At 58.3% G+C, this 19,893-nt stretch carries 19 protein-coding genes; 8 read left to right on the top strand and 11 right to left on the bottom strand.

Going from position 1 to position 19,893, the window contains the following annotated elements:
- Positions 1 to 126: 126 nt before the first annotated feature.
- Together AC2FI9_RS12500 and AC2FI9_RS12495 are read right to left on the bottom strand one after the other, a co-directional pair.
- A complete protein-coding gene (locus tag AC2FI9_RS12500) occupies positions 127 to 1,317 on the bottom strand; it encodes a DegT/DnrJ/EryC1/StrS family aminotransferase (RefSeq protein WP_496768020.1) in 1,191 nt (396 codons plus the stop codon).
- A 39-nt stretch (positions 1,318 to 1,356) separates the two neighbouring features.
- Positions 1,357 to 2,028 (bottom strand): HAD-IA family hydrolase, encoded by a 672-nt coding sequence (locus AC2FI9_RS12495; protein ID WP_109310446.1) that lies wholly within the window; start codon positions 2,026 to 2,028, stop codon positions 1,357 to 1,359.
- A 133-nt stretch (positions 2,029 to 2,161) separates the two neighbouring features.
- On the opposite strand from AC2FI9_RS12495, the gene glmU reads away from it, so the two are divergent.
- Genes glmU through AC2FI9_RS12475 form a run of 4 tightly spaced genes read left to right on the top strand, consistent with a single transcriptional unit; the run spans position 2,162 to position 6,585 of the window.
- On the top strand, positions 2,162 to 3,517 hold the full coding sequence (gene glmU, locus AC2FI9_RS12490) for a bifunctional UDP-N-acetylglucosamine diphosphorylase/glucosamine-1-phosphate N-acetyltransferase GlmU (protein WP_496768018.1): 1,356 nt from the start codon (positions 2,162 to 2,164) through the stop codon (positions 3,515 to 3,517).
- Positions 3,518 to 3,520: 3 nt separating this feature from the next.
- The gene (gene glmS / locus AC2FI9_RS12485; protein ID WP_496754938.1) at positions 3,521 to 5,344 is read left to right on the top strand and encodes a glutamine--fructose-6-phosphate transaminase (isomerizing); all 1,824 of its coding nucleotides are present in this window, start codon (positions 3,521 to 3,523) and stop codon (positions 5,342 to 5,344) included.
- A gap of 3 nt (positions 5,345 to 5,347) precedes the next feature.
- The gene (locus AC2FI9_RS12480) at positions 5,348 to 5,890 is read left to right on the top strand and encodes a pyridoxamine 5'-phosphate oxidase family protein (RefSeq protein ID WP_496768016.1); all 543 of its coding nucleotides are present in this window, start codon (positions 5,348 to 5,350) and stop codon (positions 5,888 to 5,890) included.
- 8 nt (positions 5,891 to 5,898) lie between these two features.
- Entirely contained in the window at positions 5,899 to 6,585 is a 687-nt protein-coding gene (locus tag AC2FI9_RS12475; RefSeq protein WP_496768015.1) for a DNA alkylation repair protein, read from the top strand.
- On the opposite strand, the gene AC2FI9_RS12470 is transcribed toward AC2FI9_RS12475, so the two are convergent.
- Positions 6,573 to 6,989, bottom strand: coding sequence for a hypothetical protein (locus AC2FI9_RS12470; RefSeq protein WP_496738010.1), 417 nt, complete (start codon positions 6,987 to 6,989; stop codon positions 6,573 to 6,575). The two genes, AC2FI9_RS12475 and AC2FI9_RS12470, sit on opposite strands and share 13 nt — an antisense overlap.
- A 90-nt stretch (positions 6,990 to 7,079) precedes the next feature.
- On the opposite strand from AC2FI9_RS12470, the gene moaA reads away from it, so the two are divergent.
- Positions 7,080 to 8,087 carry a GTP 3',8-cyclase MoaA gene (moaA, locus tag AC2FI9_RS12465; protein WP_109310462.1) on the top strand — a complete coding sequence of 336 codons (1,008 nt, stop codon included), beginning with the start codon at positions 7,080 to 7,082 and terminating at the stop codon, positions 8,085 to 8,087.
- A gap of 1 nt (position 8,088) precedes the next feature.
- Entirely contained in the window at positions 8,089 to 9,387 is a 1,299-nt protein-coding gene (locus AC2FI9_RS12460; RefSeq protein ID WP_496768013.1) for a 3-deoxy-D-manno-octulosonic acid transferase, read from the top strand.
- 79 nt (positions 9,388 to 9,466) lie between these two features.
- Here the strand turns inward: AC2FI9_RS12460 and AC2FI9_RS12455 are convergent, their stop codons facing one another.
- The 7 genes from AC2FI9_RS12455 to AC2FI9_RS12425 form a co-directional block, all read right to left on the bottom strand.
- Positions 9,467 to 10,630, bottom strand: coding sequence for a M20 aminoacylase family protein (locus AC2FI9_RS12455; protein ID WP_496768011.1), 1,164 nt, complete (start codon positions 10,628 to 10,630; stop codon positions 9,467 to 9,469).
- A 59-nt stretch (positions 10,631 to 10,689) separates the two neighbouring features.
- Entirely contained in the window at positions 10,690 to 11,832 is a 1,143-nt protein-coding gene (locus tag AC2FI9_RS12450; RefSeq protein ID WP_496768008.1) for an MFS transporter, read from the bottom strand.
- Positions 11,833 to 11,902: 70 nt separating this feature from the next.
- Complete coding sequence (locus AC2FI9_RS12445; RefSeq protein WP_496768006.1) at positions 11,903 to 13,180, bottom strand: DUF3422 family protein; 1,278 nt, start codon at positions 13,178 to 13,180, stop codon at positions 11,903 to 11,905.
- Positions 13,181 to 13,287: 107 nt separating this feature from the next.
- A complete protein-coding gene (locus tag AC2FI9_RS12440) occupies positions 13,288 to 13,644 on the bottom strand; it encodes a VOC family protein (RefSeq protein WP_496768004.1) in 357 nt (118 codons plus the stop codon).
- A gap of 86 nt (positions 13,645 to 13,730) precedes the next feature.
- Positions 13,731 to 15,185: an NAD(P)(+) transhydrogenase (Re/Si-specific) subunit beta gene (locus tag AC2FI9_RS12435; protein ID WP_108862192.1), complete on the bottom strand. Its 1,455-nt coding sequence runs from the start codon at positions 15,183 to 15,185 to the stop codon at positions 13,731 to 13,733.
- A gap of 13 nt (positions 15,186 to 15,198) precedes the next feature.
- Complete coding sequence (locus AC2FI9_RS12430; RefSeq protein WP_496768002.1) at positions 15,199 to 16,770, bottom strand: Re/Si-specific NAD(P)(+) transhydrogenase subunit alpha; 1,572 nt, start codon at positions 16,768 to 16,770, stop codon at positions 15,199 to 15,201.
- Positions 16,771 to 16,897: 127 nt separating this feature from the next.
- Complete coding sequence (locus AC2FI9_RS12425) at positions 16,898 to 17,347, bottom strand: methyltransferase family protein (protein WP_496768000.1); 450 nt, start codon at positions 17,345 to 17,347, stop codon at positions 16,898 to 16,900.
- 217 nt (positions 17,348 to 17,564) lie between these two features.
- Between AC2FI9_RS12425 and kynU the strand changes: the two genes are divergently transcribed.
- A complete protein-coding gene (gene kynU, locus AC2FI9_RS12420) occupies positions 17,565 to 18,758 on the top strand; it encodes a kynureninase (RefSeq protein ID WP_496767998.1) in 1,194 nt (397 codons plus the stop codon).
- On the opposite strand, the gene AC2FI9_RS12415 is transcribed toward kynU, so the two are convergent.
- Entirely contained in the window at positions 18,751 to 19,329 is a 579-nt protein-coding gene (locus AC2FI9_RS12415) for a TetR/AcrR family transcriptional regulator (protein ID WP_496767996.1), read from the bottom strand. The two genes, kynU and AC2FI9_RS12415, sit on opposite strands and share 8 nt — an antisense overlap.
- A gap of 99 nt (positions 19,330 to 19,428) precedes the next feature.
- Between AC2FI9_RS12415 and AC2FI9_RS12410 the strand changes: the two genes are divergently transcribed.
- Positions 19,429 to 19,893: a (2Fe-2S)-binding protein gene (locus AC2FI9_RS12410; RefSeq protein ID WP_480793332.1), complete on the top strand. Its 465-nt coding sequence runs from the start codon at positions 19,429 to 19,431 to the stop codon at positions 19,891 to 19,893.

The raw sequence follows: 19,893 nt of genomic DNA, 5'->3' as shown, positions 1-19,893 counted from the left end.
GTTGTTCAATAAATAGCAGCGAATCTGAATTGGGTCAACGACGGCGTCCCAAAAACAAACCGCCGCCCTGATCGGGGCGGCGGTTTCATACAAATAAAGCGTGCGCGTCGCGCGCACTCGATTGGATTACGACTGAAAGACAGCGCTGACTTCGGACCGAATAATCCGTGCGATCAGCACACAATCCTCAAGCGAAAAGGTCAGCGGAACACGCATGTCGACGATCCCGGCGAGGATTCGATCACTTTTGGGCATAGGCGCGCTGTCGGCATATCGCCAGCTGTCATAGCGCGACGTAAAACCGCTCGGCTCAGCCCCGCCGAACCACTTAAGTTCGACCCCGCGTGCCGCGCATCGCTGGATAACCTCGTTTACCCGCTCTGCCGACCAATCGAGCAGCAGGAACTGGATCGAGGAACCGACAAACGTCTCGGCCTCTGGCCGGTCAACAACGCTCAGACCCGGCGTATCGCGCAGGCCTTTTTCGATTTCAAAATAGCGCTCGTTCCAGCGTTCGATCTGCCGATCCAGATCGCGCAATTGCGGGCGAAGGATTGCGGCCCGCAGATTGTCCATCCGACCCGAGACATTCGGGGTGTGATATTTGATCCGCTCGAACACCTCGGGGTCTGGTGCCGCCAAGTGCCGTTCGTAGAGCATATATGACCCTGATAACATCGTCGCCTTCGCCGCCAGCTCCTCGTCATCGGTGACCAGCAATCCGCCCTCGCCCGAGTTGACGTGTTTGTAAGTCTGGCAGGAATAGCAGCCAATCGCGCCTTGCCGGCCCGAAACCTGCCCACGCCATGCAGCGCCCATTGTGTGGGCGCAATCCTCGATCACCGTGACACCTGCGGCATCGCACATCTGCATCAGCCGATCCATGTCACACAGATGGCCACGCATATGGCTCAGCATCAAAACGCGGGCCTGATCCAGTTTGGTTTCGAGATCGTCCAGATCAATCGTAAGGTCTTCGGTCACGCCCACAAAAACCGGGCGCGCACTGACCGAAGCAATAGATCCGGGCACAGGTGCCAGAGTGAACGTGTTCGTCAGCACCGGGTCCCCCGGTTTGACCCCCACGGCCCGCAGCGCCGTTGCCATCGCATAGCCGCCCGAGGACACGGCCAGACAGTATTTGGCACCTGTCTGGCCGGCAAATTCCTGTTCCAGCAAGGCGGTTTCGCCCAATTCGCCAGGTACGACGTTATAACGATGCAGACGCCCGTGGCGCAGTACGGCCAGAGCGGCCTCAACCGCCTCTTCTGGGATGGGTTCCTGCTGGGTGAAACTGCCAGTGAATATCTCGGTCATAAGAGTGTTCTGGTCCTGCAAAACGTTCGGGTCAAGGGATTACGCGGCCAAGCCAATCAACTCTGCAACCAATTCTGGCAAATCATGGAAATGGTGCAGCAGAGCTTCGGGTTCCAGCGCGGCCATATCATCGCCGGACGGGCCGAAGGTAACCAATACCGACGGCACACCCGCGGCACGGGCCGTGTTTCGGTCAGTGTCGGAATCGCCTATCAGAACACATAAATCAGGATGACCACCCGCCCGGCGTGCAGCTTCGCGCAACGGCTCCGGATCAGGCTTGCGCACCGACAGCGTGTCTGCACCAACTAAAGAGGCAAACAGGTCACGCACTCCCATCTGCGTGAGCAACTGATGGGCCAAGGCTTCAGGCTTATTGGTACAGATGCCAACCCCGTAACCTGCGGACTTCAACTTTTCCACTGCGTCCAGCGCGCCAGGGTAGAAATGGGTATGCGTGTCGATATCGTCGGAATACGCTTCAAGCAGCATCGGGTAGTAGTCTTGAACCGTTGCATCGTCATAAGCGCCCACCCGTTTCAACCCATGGGTCAGCATCATTCGGCCACCGCGCAGCGCAACGCCCGCATCTTCGCCGTGAACCAACACATCCCCATGCCCCATATGCCGAAAACAGTGGTTGGCGGCGGCCAGCAAATCGCCCGATGTATCGGCCAAGGTCCCGTCCAGATCGAAGATAACCGTACGCATTTTGCCCCCTAATTCGGCGAGACTTCGCCATAAGTGTTGCAAACGGCAATCTTGTTTGATGCCCGAACCGCTTGCGACTTTGAACTCAGCGGATAAAACGGGCCGCAACAAAACACAAAGAGAAATCGTTTTTATGACCATCGCCCTTGTTATCCTTGCCGCCGGAAAAGGCACCAGGATGAATTCGGATACCCCGAAAGTTTTGCACCCGATTGCCCAAACGCCGATGTTGGTGCACGCGATGCGCGCCGGTGCGGTGCTGTCACCCGAACGAACCGTTATTGTCACTGGTCACGGCTCTGAGGAGGTTGCTAGGACCGCCACTTCCGAGGATGAAGCCGCGCAGATTGTCGTTCAGAAAGAACAGCTTGGAACAGCGCATGCAGTTGCGCAGGCGCGGGATGCACTGGCCGATTTCGATGGCGATGTGATCATCCTTTACGGCGACACGCCCTTTATCGACCCCAGAACACTGGAGCGTATGATTGAGGCGCGCGCATCCTTTGATCTGGTCATGCTGGGCTTTGATATTGCCGAAGTTCAGCCCCGCTATGGCCGATTAATCATGGATGGCGAAAAACTGGTCGAAATCGTCGAGTACAAAGACGCAACCGAAGAACAGCGCACCATACGCTTTACCAACAGTGGATTACTGGCCTGCAACGCAAAAGTACTGTTCGAATTGATTGACGCGGTCGGCAACGATAACGCCTCGGGTGAATACTACCTGACCGAAATCGTGGCACTGGCAAATGCGCGCGGTCTGTCGGCAACTGCCATCAAATGCGATGAGGCTGAAACGCTGGGCGTGGACTCTCGTGCTGATCTGGCTGCGGCCGATGCCGAGTTTCAGACCCGTGCGCGCAATGAGTTGTTGGCTTTGGGCGTGACGCTGATGGCCCCCGAAACGGTTTATCTGTCCGCTGACACGATCGTAGGTCGAGACACGGTGATCGAACCCAACGTCGTCTTCGGCCCCGGCGTTACCGTCGAAAGCGGCGCGACGATCCGTGCATTCTCACATCTGGAAGGCTGCCATGTTAGCCGCGGCGCCATCGTCGGCCCCTACGCGCGCCTGCGCCCAGGTACAGAACTGGCCGAAAACACCCGTATCGGCAATTTCGTTGAGACAAAGAATGCCCAGATCGCTGAAGGCGCTAAGGTCAACCACCTCAGCTATGTCGGCGACGCCTCTGTTGGAGCGTCGACCAATATCGGCGCGGGGACGATCACCTGTAACTATGACGGCGTGATGAAGCACCAGACGACCATCGGAGAGAACGTCTTTATCGGCTCCAACACTATGCTAGTTGCCCCCGTTTCTGTCGGTGACGGCGCGATGACCGCAACAGGTACAGTCGTCACGCGGGATGTAGAACCCGACGCGCTGGCCGTGGCACGTGCCAAGCAGGACAACAAGCCCGGCTATGCGCGCAAATTGATTGAGATGTTGAAGGCGAAGAAGGCTCGCCGCAACAAGGGAGCCTGAGTTATGTGTGGAATTGTAGGTGTACTGGGTGAGCATGAGGCCGCGCCAACTTTGGTCGAGGCGCTAAAACGTCTTGAATATCGTGGCTATGACAGCGCCGGAATTGCCACGGTCAATGGTGGTACGCTTGGACGTCGTCGGGCGGTCGGCAAGCTGGTCAACCTAAGCGATCTGCTGGTGCACGACCCGCTGCCCGGTAAATCCGGTATTGGTCATACCCGTTGGGCTACCCATGGCGTACCGTCGGTGACCAACGCGCACCCGCATCAGGCCGGCCCTGTGGCGGTTGTTCATAATGGTATCGTCGAAAACTATCGTGAGTTGCGGGCAGAACTGGCCGAACATGGCATCGGTTTCGCGACCGAGACGGACACCGAAACCGTCGCCCTGATGACGGAGTATTACCTGAAGACAGGCCTGTCGCCGGTTGAGGCCGCCTTCAAGACCATCGATCAGCTCGTTGGTGCGTTTGCGCTGGCCTTTCTGTTCGACGGTCAGGACGATCTGATCGTCGCCGCGCGCAAGGGATCACCTTTGGCTATCGGTCACGGAGATGGTGAGATGTACGTGGGCTCAGACGCCATTGCGCTGGCCCCGCTTACGGATCGCATCACCTATCTTGAGGAAGGCGACCGGGCTGTTCTGACCCGAACCTCTCTGGAAATCCGCAACGAAGCCGGTGAATTGGCTAATCGCGAGACTCGCCAGATCAAACTGGACCACACACAGACCGAAAAGAACGGCCATAAACACTTCATGGCCAAGGAAATTGCCGAACAACCCATCGTGATTGCCGACGCGATCCGGTCATACCTGCCAAGTGGTGGTGATCAGGTAGTTCTGCCTGGCGCCGATCTGGATTTCACCAAACTGGATCGTTTGACCATGGTGGCCTGCGGTACCGCATTTTACGCCTGCCTGACGGCGAAGTACTGGTTCGAGCAATTGGCCCAAATGCCCGTCGAGGTCGATATCGCCAGCGAGTTCCGCTATCGCGAACCTCCGATCACGGGGCGCACGATGGCGCTGTTCGTCAGTCAGTCGGGTGAAACTGCCGACACTCTGGCGGCACTGCGCTATTGCGAAGGCAAGGCGGACAAAATCGTCTCGGTCGTCAACGTCCCCGAAAGTTCGATCGCCCGCGAAAGCGATATCGCCCTGCCCATCCATGCAGGCGTTGAGATCGGCGTGGCTTCGACCAAGGCGTTCACGTGTCAACTGAGCGTTCTGCTGATGATGGCGCTCAAGGCGGCTGCGGATCGTGGTACGCTGACCGACGACGAGCTGGCCGACCACTATGCTGCGCTACGCGGCCTGCCAACGGTGATGAATGCAGCGCTGGATCAGAATCCTGCCATCAAGACGTCCGCACAACGCCTGTCCGAAGCCCGCGACGTTCTGTTCCTGGGTCGCGGCCTGATGTATCCGCTGGCGATGGAGGGGGCGCTGAAGCTCAAGGAAATCAGCTATATCCACGCCGAAGGTTATGCTTCGGGTGAGCTGAAGCACGGACCGATCGCCCTGATCGACAAGAATATGCCTGTGGTGGTCATGGCCCCGCGCGACGCCGTGTTCGACAAAACGGTGTCGAACATGCAAGAGGTGATGGCGCGCAAGGGCAAGGTCATTCTGGTCTCGGACGATGACGGGATTGCCGAGGCTGAAGATGGCGTCTGGAGCATCATCCGGATGCCGCATGTCCACCCCAGCCTGGCGCCGATCCTCTACTCGGTCCCGGCGCAACTGCTGGCCTATCACACGGCGGTGGCCAAAGGCACGGATGTAGACCAGCCGCGCAACCTGGCAAAATCGGTTACAGTGGAGTGAGACATGGCCAAGCAATTTCCGGAACTGGACGACGGGCAGCGTAAATTCATCGAAGAACAGCACATGTTCTTCGTCGGCACTGCGGCACCCAACGGACGGGTCAACATCTCGCCCAAGGGCATGGATTCGCTGCGCGTTCTTGGCCCGAACCGGATTGCCTGGATGAACCTGACCGGCAGCGGCAACGAAACCGCCGGTCATCTGCTTGAAGCGAACCGCATGACGCTGATGTGGTGTTCGTTCACGACCCGCCCCATGATCCTGAGAACGTATGGCACCGCGCGCACGCTGCATGTGGCGGATGAGGGCTGGGATGAATTGGCTGGCCTGTTCCCCGATCACCGTAGTGCGCGTCAGATCTATGATCTGGATATCGATGTGGTCCAGACTTCGTGCGGCTATGCCGTGCCGTTCATGGAATATCAGTCCGAACGCGACACGATGCAGAAATGGGTCGATGGCAAGTCCGACGAGCAGATCCAATCCTACTGGGTTGAAAAGAACCATCAGACCATTGATGGCAAACCCACGCGCACCCGACCCTGAGTTTATTGATGATTGAAGCCTATCTGGACCAGATCAAAGCCCATTCCGATCCCGAGCGCGCCGAACAAATGGCGGCCTACCACAAGGCCGACCGCCCCCATCTGGGCGTGGCAAACCCGATCCTGAATGATCTGACCAAAACCTGGCGACAGGAGTTGGATTTGGCAGCGCGCGTCGAACTCGCAGATGCGCTGTGGCAAACCAATATTCACGAAGGACGTCTTGCCGCCGCAAAACTGCTGACACAGGCGCGCATCCGACCGGATGATACCGTTTGGGACCTGCTGCAAAGCTGGTTGCCGGATTTTGATGCCTGGGCCGTGGCGGATCACGCCTGCATGGCGATGCAAAAGCGCCTGTCAGCCGACCCTTCGCGGCTGGATCAGGTGGAAAGCTGGACAAAATCGGACCACATGTGGACCAGGCGCGCGGCGCTGGTGGCGACCCTGCCCTGGACCAAACAGAACCACCCCAAACCGGAAGACCTGCAACGCCGAGACCGCATTCTGGGCTGGGCTGCAGGCTATGTGCCCGACCGCGACTGGTTCATCCAAAAAGCCGTCGCTTGGTGGCTGCGCGAATTGTCCAAGCACGACCCGGACCGGGTCATCGCCTTTTTGAAAACACGCGGCGACGCGATGAAGCCATTTGCGCGAAAAGAGGCCGGCAAGTATTTGAAAGGTCAGTTGGAATAAACTTCCAGCTCAACCAGTTCATCAAATGGCAGCAGCAGGGCCCGCATCGCATCCAGCGAAAGGCGGCTGCCGCCCCCGGTTGGCCCGGATGCCGGAATCAGCGTGATATAGGCCTGCGCGCCCGTCCGCGGTACAACCACGCGCCCGGTGAATTCAGTCTCCACTAAAGACGTTTCCAGCCAACGGCCGGGTGTTGTGGGGTCTCCCAGACCGGCAATCGTGGTTTTTGGACCAACCCAACCAGTGGCGGCTACCGCGACAGGCTGCGGCTCGACCACCTCTTCTACAACGGCGGGTTCTGCCTCTTCAGGGGGCTTGTCACCACCAAAGACACGATCGGTGGTCGACCGCACGGTGTCACATCCCGCTACCAGAACACAAAAAGCCAAAAGCGCATATCTCATGACGCAAACCTAACCCCCTGCGTGCATCTGTTCCAGCGCAAAGCGCAGTTCGCCCTTGTCGGAGGGCGGTTGCAGCTTTACCTATGTCGCATGACAGCTCCGCTTATCGACCCGTTCGCACGTGCCATCACCTATCTCCGCGTTTCCGTTACGGATCGCTGCGATTTCCGCTGTGTCTATTGCATGTCCGAGGACATGACCTTTCTGCCAAAGAAAGACCTGCTGACACTGGAAGAACTTGACCGCATGTGCTCGACCTTTGTGAACATGGGCGTGGAAAAGCTGCGCATTACTGGCGGCGAGCCACTGGTGCGCCGCAATATCATGACGTTTTTCAATTCGATGACCCGTCATCTAGACAGCGGCGCCCTGAAAGAGCTGACGCTGACCACCAATGGCTCGCAACTGCACAGATTTGCCGATGATCTCTACGCTGCCGGTGTTCGTCGCGTGAACGTATCGCTGGATACGCTGGACGAAGACAAATTTGCCAAGGTCACCCGTTGGGGACGCCTCAAGCAGGTGCTGAACGGGATCGACGCCGCGCAGAAAGCGGGTCTGCGGGTAAAGATCAATGCGGTCGCCTTGAAAGGGTTCAATGAACCCGAATTGCCAAAGATCACCGAATGGTGTGCCGAGCGTGACATGGATCTGACCTGGATTGAGGTCATGCCCATGGGTGATATAGGAAACGAAGACCGCCTGGACCAATACTGGTCTCTCGAAGATGTGCGCAAGGAATATGAAAACCACTATTCCGTGACGGATCTGGCCGAACGTACCGGTGGACCTGCGCGTTATGTACGGCTTGAGGATACGGGCCAGAAAATCGGCTTTATCACACCGCTGTCGCATAACTTCTGCGAAAGCTGCAACCGCGTGCGCCTGACCTGCACCGGTGAGCTGTACATGTGCCTTGGGCAAGAGGATATGGCCGACCTGCGCGCGCCGCTGCGCGATCATCCCGACAGTGATAAATCATTGGAAGAGGCAATCAGGTCCGCGATCACCCTCAAGCCCAAAGGGCATGATTTCGACTATTCCCGTCAGGCGGTCGACGGCCAGATGAGCCGCCACATGAGCCACACGGGCGGCTAAAGTGCCAAACAACCCCGACCAGCCAACGCTGCTGTACAAGCTGTATTGCGGCCTGACTTCCGTTGCCGCCCCGCTGGCATGGCGCACGGTTCGCAACAAGCTGCGGGCGGCGGGCGTTCCGGAAACGCGCCAGCAGGAACGCCTTGGCCACGCCACGCAAACCCGCCCGGATGGGCAGCTGATCTGGTTCCACGCCGCCAGCGTTGGCGAAACTCTGTCGGTCATCAGTCTCATCAAGCGTCTGGGCGAACGCCTGCCCAAGGCTGAGTTTCTGATTACCTCCGGAACCCCAACTTCGGCCGCGCTGATCGAAAAACGAATGCCACCGCGCGCACGCCACCAATACCCACCACTGGACACAGCCGGACCGGTGAAGCGGTTTTTGGATCACTGGCACCCAGACGCCGGTGTCTTCGTCGAAAGTGAAATCTGGCCGCGCCTAATTGTCGAAGCATCCCGGCGCGAGGTTCCGCTGGCGCTGCTCAACGCGCGCCTTTCGGATCGCTCGGTCGATGGGTGGAAGAAGCGACCCCAAACCGCGCGATTTATTCTGGACCATTTTACACTGTTCCTAACCCAGAATGACAAGACGGCAGCAAATCTAGTCGACATGGGCGCACGCTCCGATCGGGTACAGCCCGGCACCAACCTCAAGGCGATGTCGGACCCGCTGCCGGTCGATCAGACAACGCTGGGCGATATCCGCGCTCAGATCGCCGACCGCCCGGTCTGGATCGCCAGTTCGACCCATGCAGGTGAGGAGGAAACGGTTCTGGACGCGCATGCCAAGCTGTTGCAGCGCTGGCCCGATCTGCTGCTCCTGCTGATCCCCCGGCATCCCGAACGACGGTCAGAGGTTGCAAGTCTGCTGGAGTCCGCCGGACAGTCCGCTGCTTTCCGAACCAAGGGCAACAAGATCGCGCCTCAGACTCAAGTTTACGTCGCTGACACACTGGGCGAAACCGGCACATGGTACGCATTGTGCCCTATTGTGTTCCTGGGCGGCTCGCTCAAGGAAATCGGCGGTCACAACCCGTTTGAGCCCGCACAGGCCGGTGCCGCTGTGATCACTGGTCCGGGGTACTTCAATTTTTCTGAAACCTTCGCGCCACTAATCGAAAGCGGTGGCGCGGCCGAGGTCAACTCCGCCCCGCAACTCGCGGATGCCGTTGCAAATTTGTTGTCAGACGACACCGCGCTGGACAAAGCGCAGGCTGGTGCGAAATCCTGCGTAAATCTCCAGAAATCCGCGTTGGACGATGTGATCAACACCTTGTGCGAGACACTCAACCTCGCCTGACGCAGTAAGGGTCCACCTTCAAGCCAAAAATAACCCGGTGAGCGCGAGGGGCTGGTCCCTCGCGCTCACCACCTCTTTATCAGGCCGCGGGCATCCGTTGTTCCACGATCCCGGCCCACCAACTGCATCCAGCCGGAATAGCTTCGTCGTTAAAATTGTATTCAGGATGATGCACAGCAGCTGTGTCGCCGTTGCCAACCAGGATGTACGCTCCGGGCCGTTCTTCCAGCATAAAGGCAAAATCCTCACCGCCCATGATCAAGGGCGCTTCGTCACAGTTTCCAGACACCGAGCGCGCGACATCCGCGGCAAAATCGGTCTGCTCGTCGCTGTTCACCATCACCGGATAGCCTCGATAATAGGTCACCTCGGCCTGACCACCAAAAGTGGTGGCGATACCTGCGCAGATTTCCTGAACGCGCTTTTCAGCCAAGTCGCGCATTTCCTTGCTCATCGTGCGCACGGTCCCTTTGATCTTCACCGATTGGGGGATCACATTGAACGCGTTTGACGATGTCTCAAACGACGTGACCGAGACCACAAGACGATCAATCGGGTCAGCATTGCGCGATGCAATGGTCTGCAGCGCCAAGACAGCCTGAGCCGCCATCACAGTGGTGTCGACCGTTTCATGAGGCTTGGCGGCGTGCCCGCCTTTGCCTTCGAAAGTGATGTCGAACTGATCTGTAGCCGCAAAAAAGGCCCCAGGCCGAATGGCGAAACTGCCCACCGGGCGGCCGGGCCAATTGTGCATGCCGTAGACCTCTTGAATGCCCCAGCGGTCCATCATGCCGTCTTCGCACATCTCGCGCCCGCCACCGCCGCCTTCTTCAGCGGGCTGGAAGATCACAACCACGGTGCCGTCAAAATTGCGCGTCTCGGACAGGTATTTCGCGGCCCCCAACAGCATGGCCGTATGCCCGTCATGCCCACAGGCATGCATCGCGCCATCGGTTTTTGAGGCATAGTCCAGCCCGGTCGCCTCGTGGATCGGCAGCGCATCCATATCCGCCCGTAGCCCGATCACCTTGCCGCTTGTGTCCGTCTTGCCCTTGATCACGCCGACAACTCCGGTTCGGCCGATACCTGTCACCACTTCATCACAGCCAAAGTCCCGCAACCTGTCGGTGACCAGGGCACTGGTGCGGTGGGTTTCAAACAGGATTTCCGGGTTTTCATGAATATCGCGTCGCCACTCGGTGATTTCACCCTGCAACTCGGCGAACCGGTTTTTGATCGGCATGTTGGTCTCCTAACTGTTGGTTTTCCGGCCTGCTGCTCTGCTATGGCTCCGCCATGACTTCAATCTGTTTCGGCGGGTCGCAACGAACCCGCCAACAGGACAATGAATACGGCCAGCGGCAACAGCGCCGTGAATGCTATGCGCAATGTAAGCATCTCTGCGAGAAACCCAATAAGCGGTGGGCCAATCAACAGGCCTCCGTACCCCAGCGTGGCGACGCTGGCGATCGCCTGCCCCGGCGGTACGCTGGGATCACTTGCCGCCCGGCTGAACGCCAACGGCATGATCACCGCGTACCCGATCCCCATCATCGCAAAACCTACCAATGCCAACCCTGCCTCGGCAGCGGACACAACACAGAACACACCCAAAGCGGCGCAAGCCCCGCCAAATCGCGCTGTCACGACCGGTCCAAAGCGCGCAATGACAAACCCGCCTGCCAAGCGGAAAGCAACCATGGCCACGGAGAATACCGCATAACCCAGGGCCGCAATGCTTTCGGCGGCGTCGGTCACATCCCGTAGGAAAATCGCACTCCAATCCGCCACAGCACCTTCCCCCAAAGCTCCGCACAAAGCGGTGAAGCCCACAAGGATCAATACGCCTGAAGGTAATGCAAAAACCTTGCCTCCGGACACAGCCGCGCGGCGCGATTCCCACCGCACCCAAGCCAGTGCCAATGCCAGCCCAACGACGATCCCGCCTGCCAGTAGAAAATGTTGGATCACCGTCAGCCCCACTTGCACCGCAGCAAATCCGCTGAGGGCGCCCAACCCTGCCCCAAGGCTCCACATCGCGTGGAAGGATGACATCACGGGTTTCGTGTACGCCTGCTCAACCTCCGCCGCCCAGGCGTTCATCGCTACATCCATCGAGCCATGGAAAGCCCCGAATACAAATAAAAAAGCCGCAAGCGACCAGAAGCCACCCGCGAGGGCCAGAAGGATCAAGGAAACCGTGTAAAAAACGGCAATGTACCGCGTCAGGACCACCGCTCCGAACCTGTCGGTCAGCCGGCCCGTGATCGGAAAAGAACACACAGCGCCCGCCGCCATGAACAAAAGGCCATATCCCAGCGTCTCATGCGTCAGGTCCAGTTTGTCCCGAACCGCTGGAATTCGCGATGCCCAGATGCCGAACAATGCGCCATTCAATATGAACATGGCGGCCACTGCCCGCCACGCCGACACGATTCCAATCACAGAGAATTCCCCGACCCAGGTGTCAAACGCGTTTGTTGTACAGCGCGCGGGTCCAAAGGCAAATACGGATCTACCCCAACCGCTTTCGAATCCTGCGAACGGCAAACCATACCGCCAGGACAACCGGAATCGTCACCGCTGCGCTTAACATCCCTTTACTGATCCCGACACCTGTCAGGGGGTAGAGCAGATAGCTGACCAGCGATACGGCGTAATAGCTGATCGCGACCACGGAAAGCCCCTCGACCGTGTGCTGCAGACGCAGCGCCAGATCGGCGCGGCGATCCATGCTTTCCAACAGGGCCTGGTTCTGCGCGCTGCGCTCAACATCGACACGGGTTCGCAGCAATTCCCCTGCACGGATGGCCCGATCAGACAGGGCTTGCAGGCGACGTTCCGTGGATTTCACCGTGCGGATCGCCGGGTCGTATCGGCGCATCATGAAGTCCGCAAAATTCTGACCGCCTTCAAAACGCTCTTCGCGCAGGACCTCAATCCGCTGATTTACGATGGCCTCATAGGCACCCGTGGCTCCGAACCGAAACGAACACTGCGCGGCCAGAGTTTCCAGTTCGATCGAGGTCGACAGCAAATCCTGAAGCAATTCGTCGGGCTGGGCAGAATTGTCGGTCATCTGCCCCATCAGTCGAGTCAGCTTTTCATCCAGCTTTCCGATGCGAGGCATCAGTTGTTTGACCCGCGCAAAACCCAGCATGGACATTGCCTTGTAGGTCTCGATCTCACACAACCGCTGGACGATCCGTCCCGTCCTGCGCCGACCGGTGCCATTCGCGACAAACAGCGCAAACCGCATGTGCCCTGCCGGATCGATACGAAAATCACTTGCGCAAACAGCTGCGTCATCCAGCACCCGAGCAACAGCCAGGCTTTCTGGTTCGAACCAATCCAGCAGCTTGGATTTGATCACCTCGTCGCCTTCGCGTTCGACAACACGCACCATGGCCGACGTGACCCTCTGACCGGGGCTGGCCATCAACCAGTCGGGGGGAAAAACCTCAAAATCAGCCGGGTTGAACGCACGCTCGCTGACGTTCTGGGCGATGGCCGTATAGGTCACGAACTCGGTATGTTGTTCCCACTTCAACCAATGGCGGCCGATTTGTCCGGCATAGTGCGTGGCGTCCGGCTGCGGATGCTGTGCACCGTGGCGGTCGAGAAGATCGATCAGGTGGTCCAGATCTTCGCGGCGATCCCGTGCGACGGCGGCGACAGATTTCTTGATCGCAAGAAAGACCACAGTACAGGGCATTGCCGCCACCGGAAACGGACGGGCGTGCAATTCATTGGCCAGCGCATAGCGCAGCGGATGGTCATCTATCGGCGTCATCTTGGGCTCCGTTTCGTCCGAGGCACTATACGACACCTATAAAAATCATCAATTCTCTTTTTATTTCATATACTTACAAGGATACTACGGTATACAAACCCGCTATCTCATTGATTTGGCTGCCACAGCTCGATCGGGTTGCCCTCAGGGTCATGGATGCGCGCGAACTTGCCAACCTCACTGTCCCACTCTGCGTTAGTTTCAACCTTGATCCCTGCGGCTTCAAGCTGTGCAATCATGGTGGCCAGATCATCGACACGAAAATTGATCATCCACTGCTGCTCGGATCTTCCGAAGTACGCGGTGTCCTGCGCAAAGGGGGCGAAGACTGTGTAACCCTCGCGCTGTTTCCATGGCTCTGGGACATAGTGATTTACGCCCAGGTGCTTTTCGTACCACGCGCTCAAGGCCTCGGGATCACGAGCGCGAAAGAACACGCCGCCTATGCCGTTCACTTTTTCCATCGGGCACCTCCTTTTCAATTCAGGATACACCAAAAACAGAAAAGGCGCCCACTGGGGCGCCTTTCCGATAGTTATCCTGACCCGGCTTATTCGATCATAGGCAGTAGTTTGTCGAGGCTTGCCTTTGCATCGCCATAGAACATGCGGGTGTTTTCTTTGAAGAACAGCGGGTTTTCGATGCCCGAGTACCCGGTGCCCTGGCCGCGTTTGGACACGAAGACCTGCTTGGCCTTCCAGCATTCCAGAACCGGCATGCCGGCGATGGGGCTGTTCGGGTCTTCCTGCGCCGCTGGGTTCACGATGTCGTTCGAGCCGATGACGATGGCCACATCCGTTTCGGGGAAGTCGTCGTTGATCTCGTCCATTTCCAGCACGATGTCGTATGGCACCTTTGCCTCGGCCAGCAGCACGTTCATGTGGCCAGGCAGACGACCCGCAACCGGGTGGATCGCAAAGCGCACATTCTTGCCCTGTGCCCGCAGCTTGCGGACCAGTTCGCTGACCGATTGCTGTGCCTGCGCCACCGCCATGCCGTAGCCGGGGATGATGACAACGCTGTCAGCGTCGTTCAAGGCCGCAGCCACACCGTCGGCTTCGATGGCGATCTGCTCGCCCTCAACCGCCATCTGTTCACCCTGTGGGCCGCCAAAGCCGCCCAGGATCACACTGACAAAGTGACGGTTCATCGCCTTGCACATGATGTAGGACAGGATCGCACCCGACGAGCCCACCAGCGCGCCAACCACGATCAGCAGGTCGTTGCCGAGGCTGAAGCCGATTGCCGCAGCTGCCCAGCCCGAGTAGCTGTTCAGCATCGACACAACCACCGGCATGTCGGCGCCGCCGATGCCCATGATCAGGTGATAGCCGATGAACAGCGCTGCCAGCGTCATCAGGAACAGCGGGAAGAAGCCGCCCGATGCAGTGTACCAGATCAGACAGATCAACGAGAGACCCGCCGCTGCCGCGTTCAACGCATGACCGCCTGGCAGCTTGGTTGCCGCAGACGTCACCTTGCCCGCCAGCTTGCCATAAGCCACGACCGAGCCGGTAAAGGTGATCGCACCGATGAAGACGCCCAGGAACAGTTCGACATGCAGGATCGACAATTCCGCCGGGGTTTTCTTGGCGATCAGTTTGGCAAATCCTCCGAGACCCGTGTACAGAACTTCTTTCGATGCATCCGAGACCGCCATCACCTCGGCGACGTTCAGAACTTCAAAATGCGCGTTGTATCCGACGAACACAGCCGCCAGACCGACCAGCGAGTGCATCGCGGCCACCAGCTGCGGCATCTCGGTCATCTGCACGCGCTGTGCGACGTACTGACCGATCAGACCACCGCCCGCGATCAACAGCAGCGACAGCAGCCACAGACCGGAACCGGGGCCGACCAGCGTGGCGAAGACCGCCAGCGCCATACCGACGATGCCATACCAGACCGCGCGCTTGGCGCTTTCCTGGTTCGACAGGCCGCCGAGCGAAAGGATGAACAGAACAGCCGCAACAACGTAGGCGGCAGTAGTGAAGCCAAATTCCATGTGCCCGGCCTCCTTAAGATTTCTGGAACATGGCGAGCATGCGCCGGGTTACGAGGAAGCCGCCGAAGATGTTGATCCCGGCCATGAAGATGGACAGCGCCGCCAGCAGAATGACCAGGATCGACCCCGATCCGATCTGCATCACAGCCCCAACGATGATGATCGACGAGATCGCGTTGGTGATCGCCATCAGCGGTGTGTGCAGGCTGTGCGCGACGCCCCAGATCACCTGGAAGCCCACAAAAATGGCCAGCACAAAGACGATGAAGTGCTGCATGAAGCTGGCCGGAGCGATCAGCCCCACCAGCAGCATCAGCGCGCCACCGACACCCAGCAGGGTGAACTGCTGCTTGGTCTGCGCCTTGAAGGCCGCAATTTCCTGCGCCTTTTTCTCTTCCGGGGTCAGTTCCTTGACTTCCGGTTTCTTCTGAGCCGCGATCGCCTGCACTTTAGGCGGCGGCGGCGGGAAGGTGATGTCGCCTTCAAATGTCACAGTCGCACCGCGGATCACGTCATCTTCCATGTCGTGATTGATCTGACCGTCCTTTTCAGGCGTCAGGTCGGTCATCATGTGACGGATATTGGTCGCGTACAAAGACGAGGACTGCGCCGCCATCCGGCTGGGGAAGTCGGTATAGCCGATGATGGTCACGCCATTGTCGGTCACGATCTTCTCATCCGCCACGGTCAGCTTGCAGTTGCCGCCCTTTTCCGCCGCAAGGTCAACAATGACCGAGCCCGGCTTCATCGCCTCAACCATATCCTTGGTCCAAAGCTCGGGCGCTTCGCGGTTCGGGATCAGCGCGGTGGTGATCACGATGTCTATCTCGGGTGCCAGCTCGCGGAACTTGGCCAGCTGCGCCTCGCGGAATTCCTCGGATTGAACGCTGGCATAACCGCCGGTGGCGGCACCGTCCTGCTGATCCTCACTGAAATCCAGATAGACGAACTCGGCCCCCATCGATTCGACCTGTTCGGCCACTTCGGGGCGCACGTCGAACGCGTAAGTGATCGCGCCCAGAGAGGTCGAGGTGCCGATGGCCGCCAGGCCAGCCACACCGGCCCCAACGATCAGCACCTTCGCAGGCGGAACCTTACCGGCAGCCGTCACCTGACCGGTGAAAAAACGGCCAAAGTTGTTGCCCGCCTCGATCACCGCGCGGTAACCGGCGATATTGGCCATCGACGACAGCGCGTCCATCTTCTGCGCGCGGCTGATCCGCGGCACCATTTCCATGGCGATGACATTGGCACCCTTGGCCTTGGCCGCTTCCATCCCCTCTTCGTTCCCCGCAGGGTTGAAGAAGGAAATCAACGTCTTACCCTTGGTCAGACGCTTCAGCTCAGCCTCGTTCGGTTGACGCACCTTGGCAACAATGTCGGCCTGCTTCCACAGCGACGCAGCCGTCTTGACGACCTCAACCCCCGCTGCCTCATACGACGCATCCGAAAACCCGGCCGCAGCACCAGCACCCTTCTCAATCAGACACTCATAGCCCAATTTCTGAAGCTGCAACGCTGACTCCGGCGTCATCCCAACACGGTTCTCACCGTCATAATTCTCTCTCGGTGTGCCTATCTTCACTGGCAGTCCCCCTAATTTTCACTCTGACCGAGCGGGTGGTCGGTATTGTTTGTTAAGCAAAGGTGTATCCTGCGCAACATTATTTCGCAAGCGCAGCATATTTACGTTGTGTCATTACCACATCACTTCATATCCATCGGCGGGTTTGGCGTTCATATCGGGCAAAGTCGGCGCGAAAAGTTCTGCGTAAACGGTCCTCTTCGGGCATGATGAAACGACGTTCCAAAAGCCACACGAAAATCGGAATCAGAACCAGTGATGCAACCGCATCAAACCTTAGTATCAGGCCGGACAAGATCAGCACATCGCCAACGTATATGGGGTTTCGGCTACGCTTAAATATCCCCGATTGCACCAGCGATGTCGGCGTTTCATGCGGGATAATCGTGGTGCGATGACGGCGAAATTCGGCTGCGGCCAGAACGATCATGATGACACCGCCACCGATCAGCACGCCGCTGAGCAAATCAACAAACCCATTGTCGAGCGACAGCCCCATCGGCATATGCCGCGCCTGCAGCCATGCCAGCACCGCAAAGCCCAGCAACCACACCGGAGGGACGTCGATTTTTCGCATGTCAGGCAGTCTTTCATATCCGGGCGGGACAAAATGTCGCTTTTGTCCGATGACCTACCGCTTTTCGCTGGAAAAAGCAAAATCACAGTTGGTCGCAGCCGTGCAATCGGCTCGCGTCCGGACATGGTTGCAGAGAGGTCCTTCGATGATGGACAGCTGCTTTTGGATCAGATAGCCATTTTGCATCAACAATTGCCCACACAATGATGAGAAAACGATGACCGACTTTGCCGCGACCAAAGCCATGTTCAACCTTCCCCAAGGCGTCGTTTATTTGGACGGCAACTCGCTTGGACCGCTTCCCCGAGCGGCCGGAGTTCGGGTTAATGACATGATGGTTCAGGAATGGGGGCAGATGCTGATCACCGGCTGGAACAAGGCCGGTTGGATGGCGTTGCCGACCAGTTTGGGTGATCGTGTCGGGCGGCTTATTGGCGCTGAACCCGGTAGTGTCGTTACCGGCGACACTCTGTCGATCAAAGTCTATCAGGCCGTCGCCTCGGCGCTGGAACTGTGCCCGGATCGCAAGGTCGTTCTGTCAGACAGCGGTAATTTCCCATCCGATTTATATATGGTGGATGGCCTGCTGCGCTCGCTCGGGCCGGAATATGAATTGCGCGTTGTCGCGCCAGAAGATGTCGCGGCCAATGTGACCGAAGATGTCGCCGTTCTGATGCTGACCGAGGTAGATTATCGCTCGGGCCGGATGCATGACATGAAGGCACTGACGGAACTGGCCCATGCAAACGGCACTATTACGGTTTGGGACCTGGCCCATTCAGCTGGTGGAATTCCCGTCGATCTGGCGGGGTGTAATGCAGATTTCGCGGTTGGCTGTACCTACAAATACCTGAATGGTGGCCCCGGAGCGCCCGCATTCATCTATGTCTCCCCACGTCTGACGGATCAGGTACGCCCCGCATTGTCTGGGTGGTTGGGCCACGAAGCGCCTTTTGCCTTTGATCTGGATTACCGCGCCGGAAATGGCATCGAGAGAATGCGCGTCGGAACCCCTCCTATCCTTCAGATGACTGCCTTGTCGGCTGCGATGGACATTTGGGATATGGCCGACATACGGGACGTCCGAGCCAAGTCAACTGAGCTAACAGAGCTGTTCATCAAACGGGTCGAAGCCACCTGCCCCGACCTGCAACTGGCAAGCCCACGCAATCCCGCCCAGCGCGGCAGTCAGGTGTCTTTCCGATTTGCCGATGGCTATGCCGCTATGCAGGCCCTGATTGCGCGCGGCGTGATCGGGGACTTCCGGGCGCCTGACATCATGCGGTTTGGCTTTACGCCGCTATACATAGATGAACAGGATGTGGAAAACGCGGCCGAAATCCTGACCGATATCATGCAGAACCGGCTGTGGGACGCGCCAGAATACAAGGTGCGCCAGCATGTTACCTGACCTCTAACCCAGCTCCTATCAGTGCGGCAAACTGGGCAACACGCGTTTCGTATTCCTCTGCGCCAATGGCGCTTGCCTTCAGCCCCTTAAGAGTAGCCGTTATCGTTTTGCCCGTCTCGTCGGCATCCGCCAGTAATCTGACGCGCCCGGCTTTATGTTCGCGTGTCAACCACTCGGAATACAGTCGGGCCAATTCAGCCTCGCCTTGCGAAATGATATCTGACGACATGGACTTGGTCGCATCCAGCATTTCAAGCCCGTGGGGCGATGCAAGGATCATTGCCATCCCCTCGGTTTGCGCTTGAACGGCATCCTTCAACACGTCCGAAACCGAACCCGACACAGTCAGCGCCGCAGCGACGGCGGCGATCTTCTCGGCATAGTAATGCTCGGTCAGGCTGGTGACGATCGCTTCTTTGTTCTTGAAATGCAGATAAACGGCCGGCCGGGACATCCTCGCGCCCCGCGCTATGTCATCCATTGAGGTTTTTCGGAATCCATAGGTGGCGAAGGCCTGAAAGGCTGAGTTCAGGATCGCCTGCTGCCGTGAGTCTTCTGCTGCATCTGCCATTCTTAAACTCGTGACATTTTCTGTTTATTTTGTCAATTGACATACTGACATTTTCCACCAATTATGTCAGAAACCAGCCACAGCTACGAGAGGTGCGCCATGGCGACCGACTTGAAGATCAACGGAAACCAACACCAAATCGACCTTCCCGATGACGTACCCCTTCTTTGGGTTCTGCGTGATGAAGTCGGACTGACGGGCACCAAATTCGGCTGCGGCGTTGCTGCCTGCGGGGCGTGCACAGTGCACATTGATGGCGAAGCAGTTCGGTCATGCCAGGTTGCGCTGTCAGATGTCTGGGGGGATGTTACCACGATTGAAGGGATTGGCACGCCGGACGCGATGGCTGCAATTCAACAGGCCTGGGTGGATCATCAGGTAGCGCAATGTGGTTACTGCCAGTCAGGCCAGATCATGCAGGCTGCCGCTCTGTTGGCAGAAAACCCTGCACCTTCAGACACAGAAATCGATGATGCCATGCAAGGCAACCTGTGTCGCTGTGGCACCTACCCCCGCATCCGCGCAGCTATCCACGACGCTGCATCCAAGCTGAAGGAGGCATAA

The sequence above is a fragment of the Ruegeria sp. CDSA246 genome, assembly GCF_059611225.1.
The sequence above is the reverse complement of the archived record's forward strand: the minus strand, read 5'-3'. Positions and strand labels throughout refer to the sequence as shown.

Coding starts and splice junctions, on each gene's coding strand:
- kynU (WP_496767998.1), top strand. CDS start 17,565: ATGACCGACTTTGCCGCGACCAAAGCCATGTTCAACCTTCCCCAAGGC.
- AC2FI9_RS12480 (WP_496768016.1), top strand. CDS start 5,348: ATGGCCAAGCAATTTCCGGAACTGGACGACGGGCAGCGTAAATTCATC.
- AC2FI9_RS12425 (WP_496768000.1), bottom strand. CDS start 17,347: ATGCGAAAAATCGACGTCCCTCCGGTGTGGTTGCTGGGCTTTGCGGTG.
- glmU (WP_496768018.1), top strand. CDS start 2,162: ATGACCATCGCCCTTGTTATCCTTGCCGCCGGAAAAGGCACCAGGATG.
- AC2FI9_RS12435 (WP_108862192.1), bottom strand. CDS start 15,185: ATGGAATTTGGCTTCACTACTGCCGCCTACGTTGTTGCGGCTGTTCTG.
- AC2FI9_RS12470 (WP_496738010.1), bottom strand. CDS start 6,989: ATGAGATATGCGCTTTTGGCTTTTTGTGTTCTGGTAGCGGGATGTGAC.
- AC2FI9_RS12495 (WP_109310446.1), bottom strand. CDS start 2,028: ATGCGTACGGTTATCTTCGATCTGGACGGGACCTTGGCCGATACATCG.
- AC2FI9_RS12415 (WP_496767996.1), bottom strand. CDS start 19,329: ATGGCAGATGCAGCAGAAGACTCACGGCAGCAGGCGATCCTGAACTCA.
- AC2FI9_RS12445 (WP_496768006.1), bottom strand. CDS start 13,180: ATGACGCCGATAGATGACCATCCGCTGCGCTATGCGCTGGCCAATGAA.
- AC2FI9_RS12410 (WP_480793332.1), top strand. CDS start 19,429: ATGGCGACCGACTTGAAGATCAACGGAAACCAACACCAAATCGACCTT.
- AC2FI9_RS12440 (WP_496768004.1), bottom strand. CDS start 13,644: ATGGAAAAAGTGAACGGCATAGGCGGCGTGTTCTTTCGCGCTCGTGAT.
- AC2FI9_RS12500 (WP_496768020.1), bottom strand. CDS start 1,317: ATGACCGAGATATTCACTGGCAGTTTCACCCAGCAGGAACCCATCCCA.
- glmS (WP_496754938.1), top strand. CDS start 3,521: ATGTGTGGAATTGTAGGTGTACTGGGTGAGCATGAGGCCGCGCCAACT.
- AC2FI9_RS12475 (WP_496768015.1), top strand. CDS start 5,899: ATGATTGAAGCCTATCTGGACCAGATCAAAGCCCATTCCGATCCCGAG.
- AC2FI9_RS12455 (WP_496768011.1), bottom strand. CDS start 10,630: ATGCCGATCAAAAACCGGTTCGCCGAGTTGCAGGGTGAAATCACCGAG.
- moaA (WP_109310462.1), top strand. CDS start 7,080: ATGACAGCTCCGCTTATCGACCCGTTCGCACGTGCCATCACCTATCTC.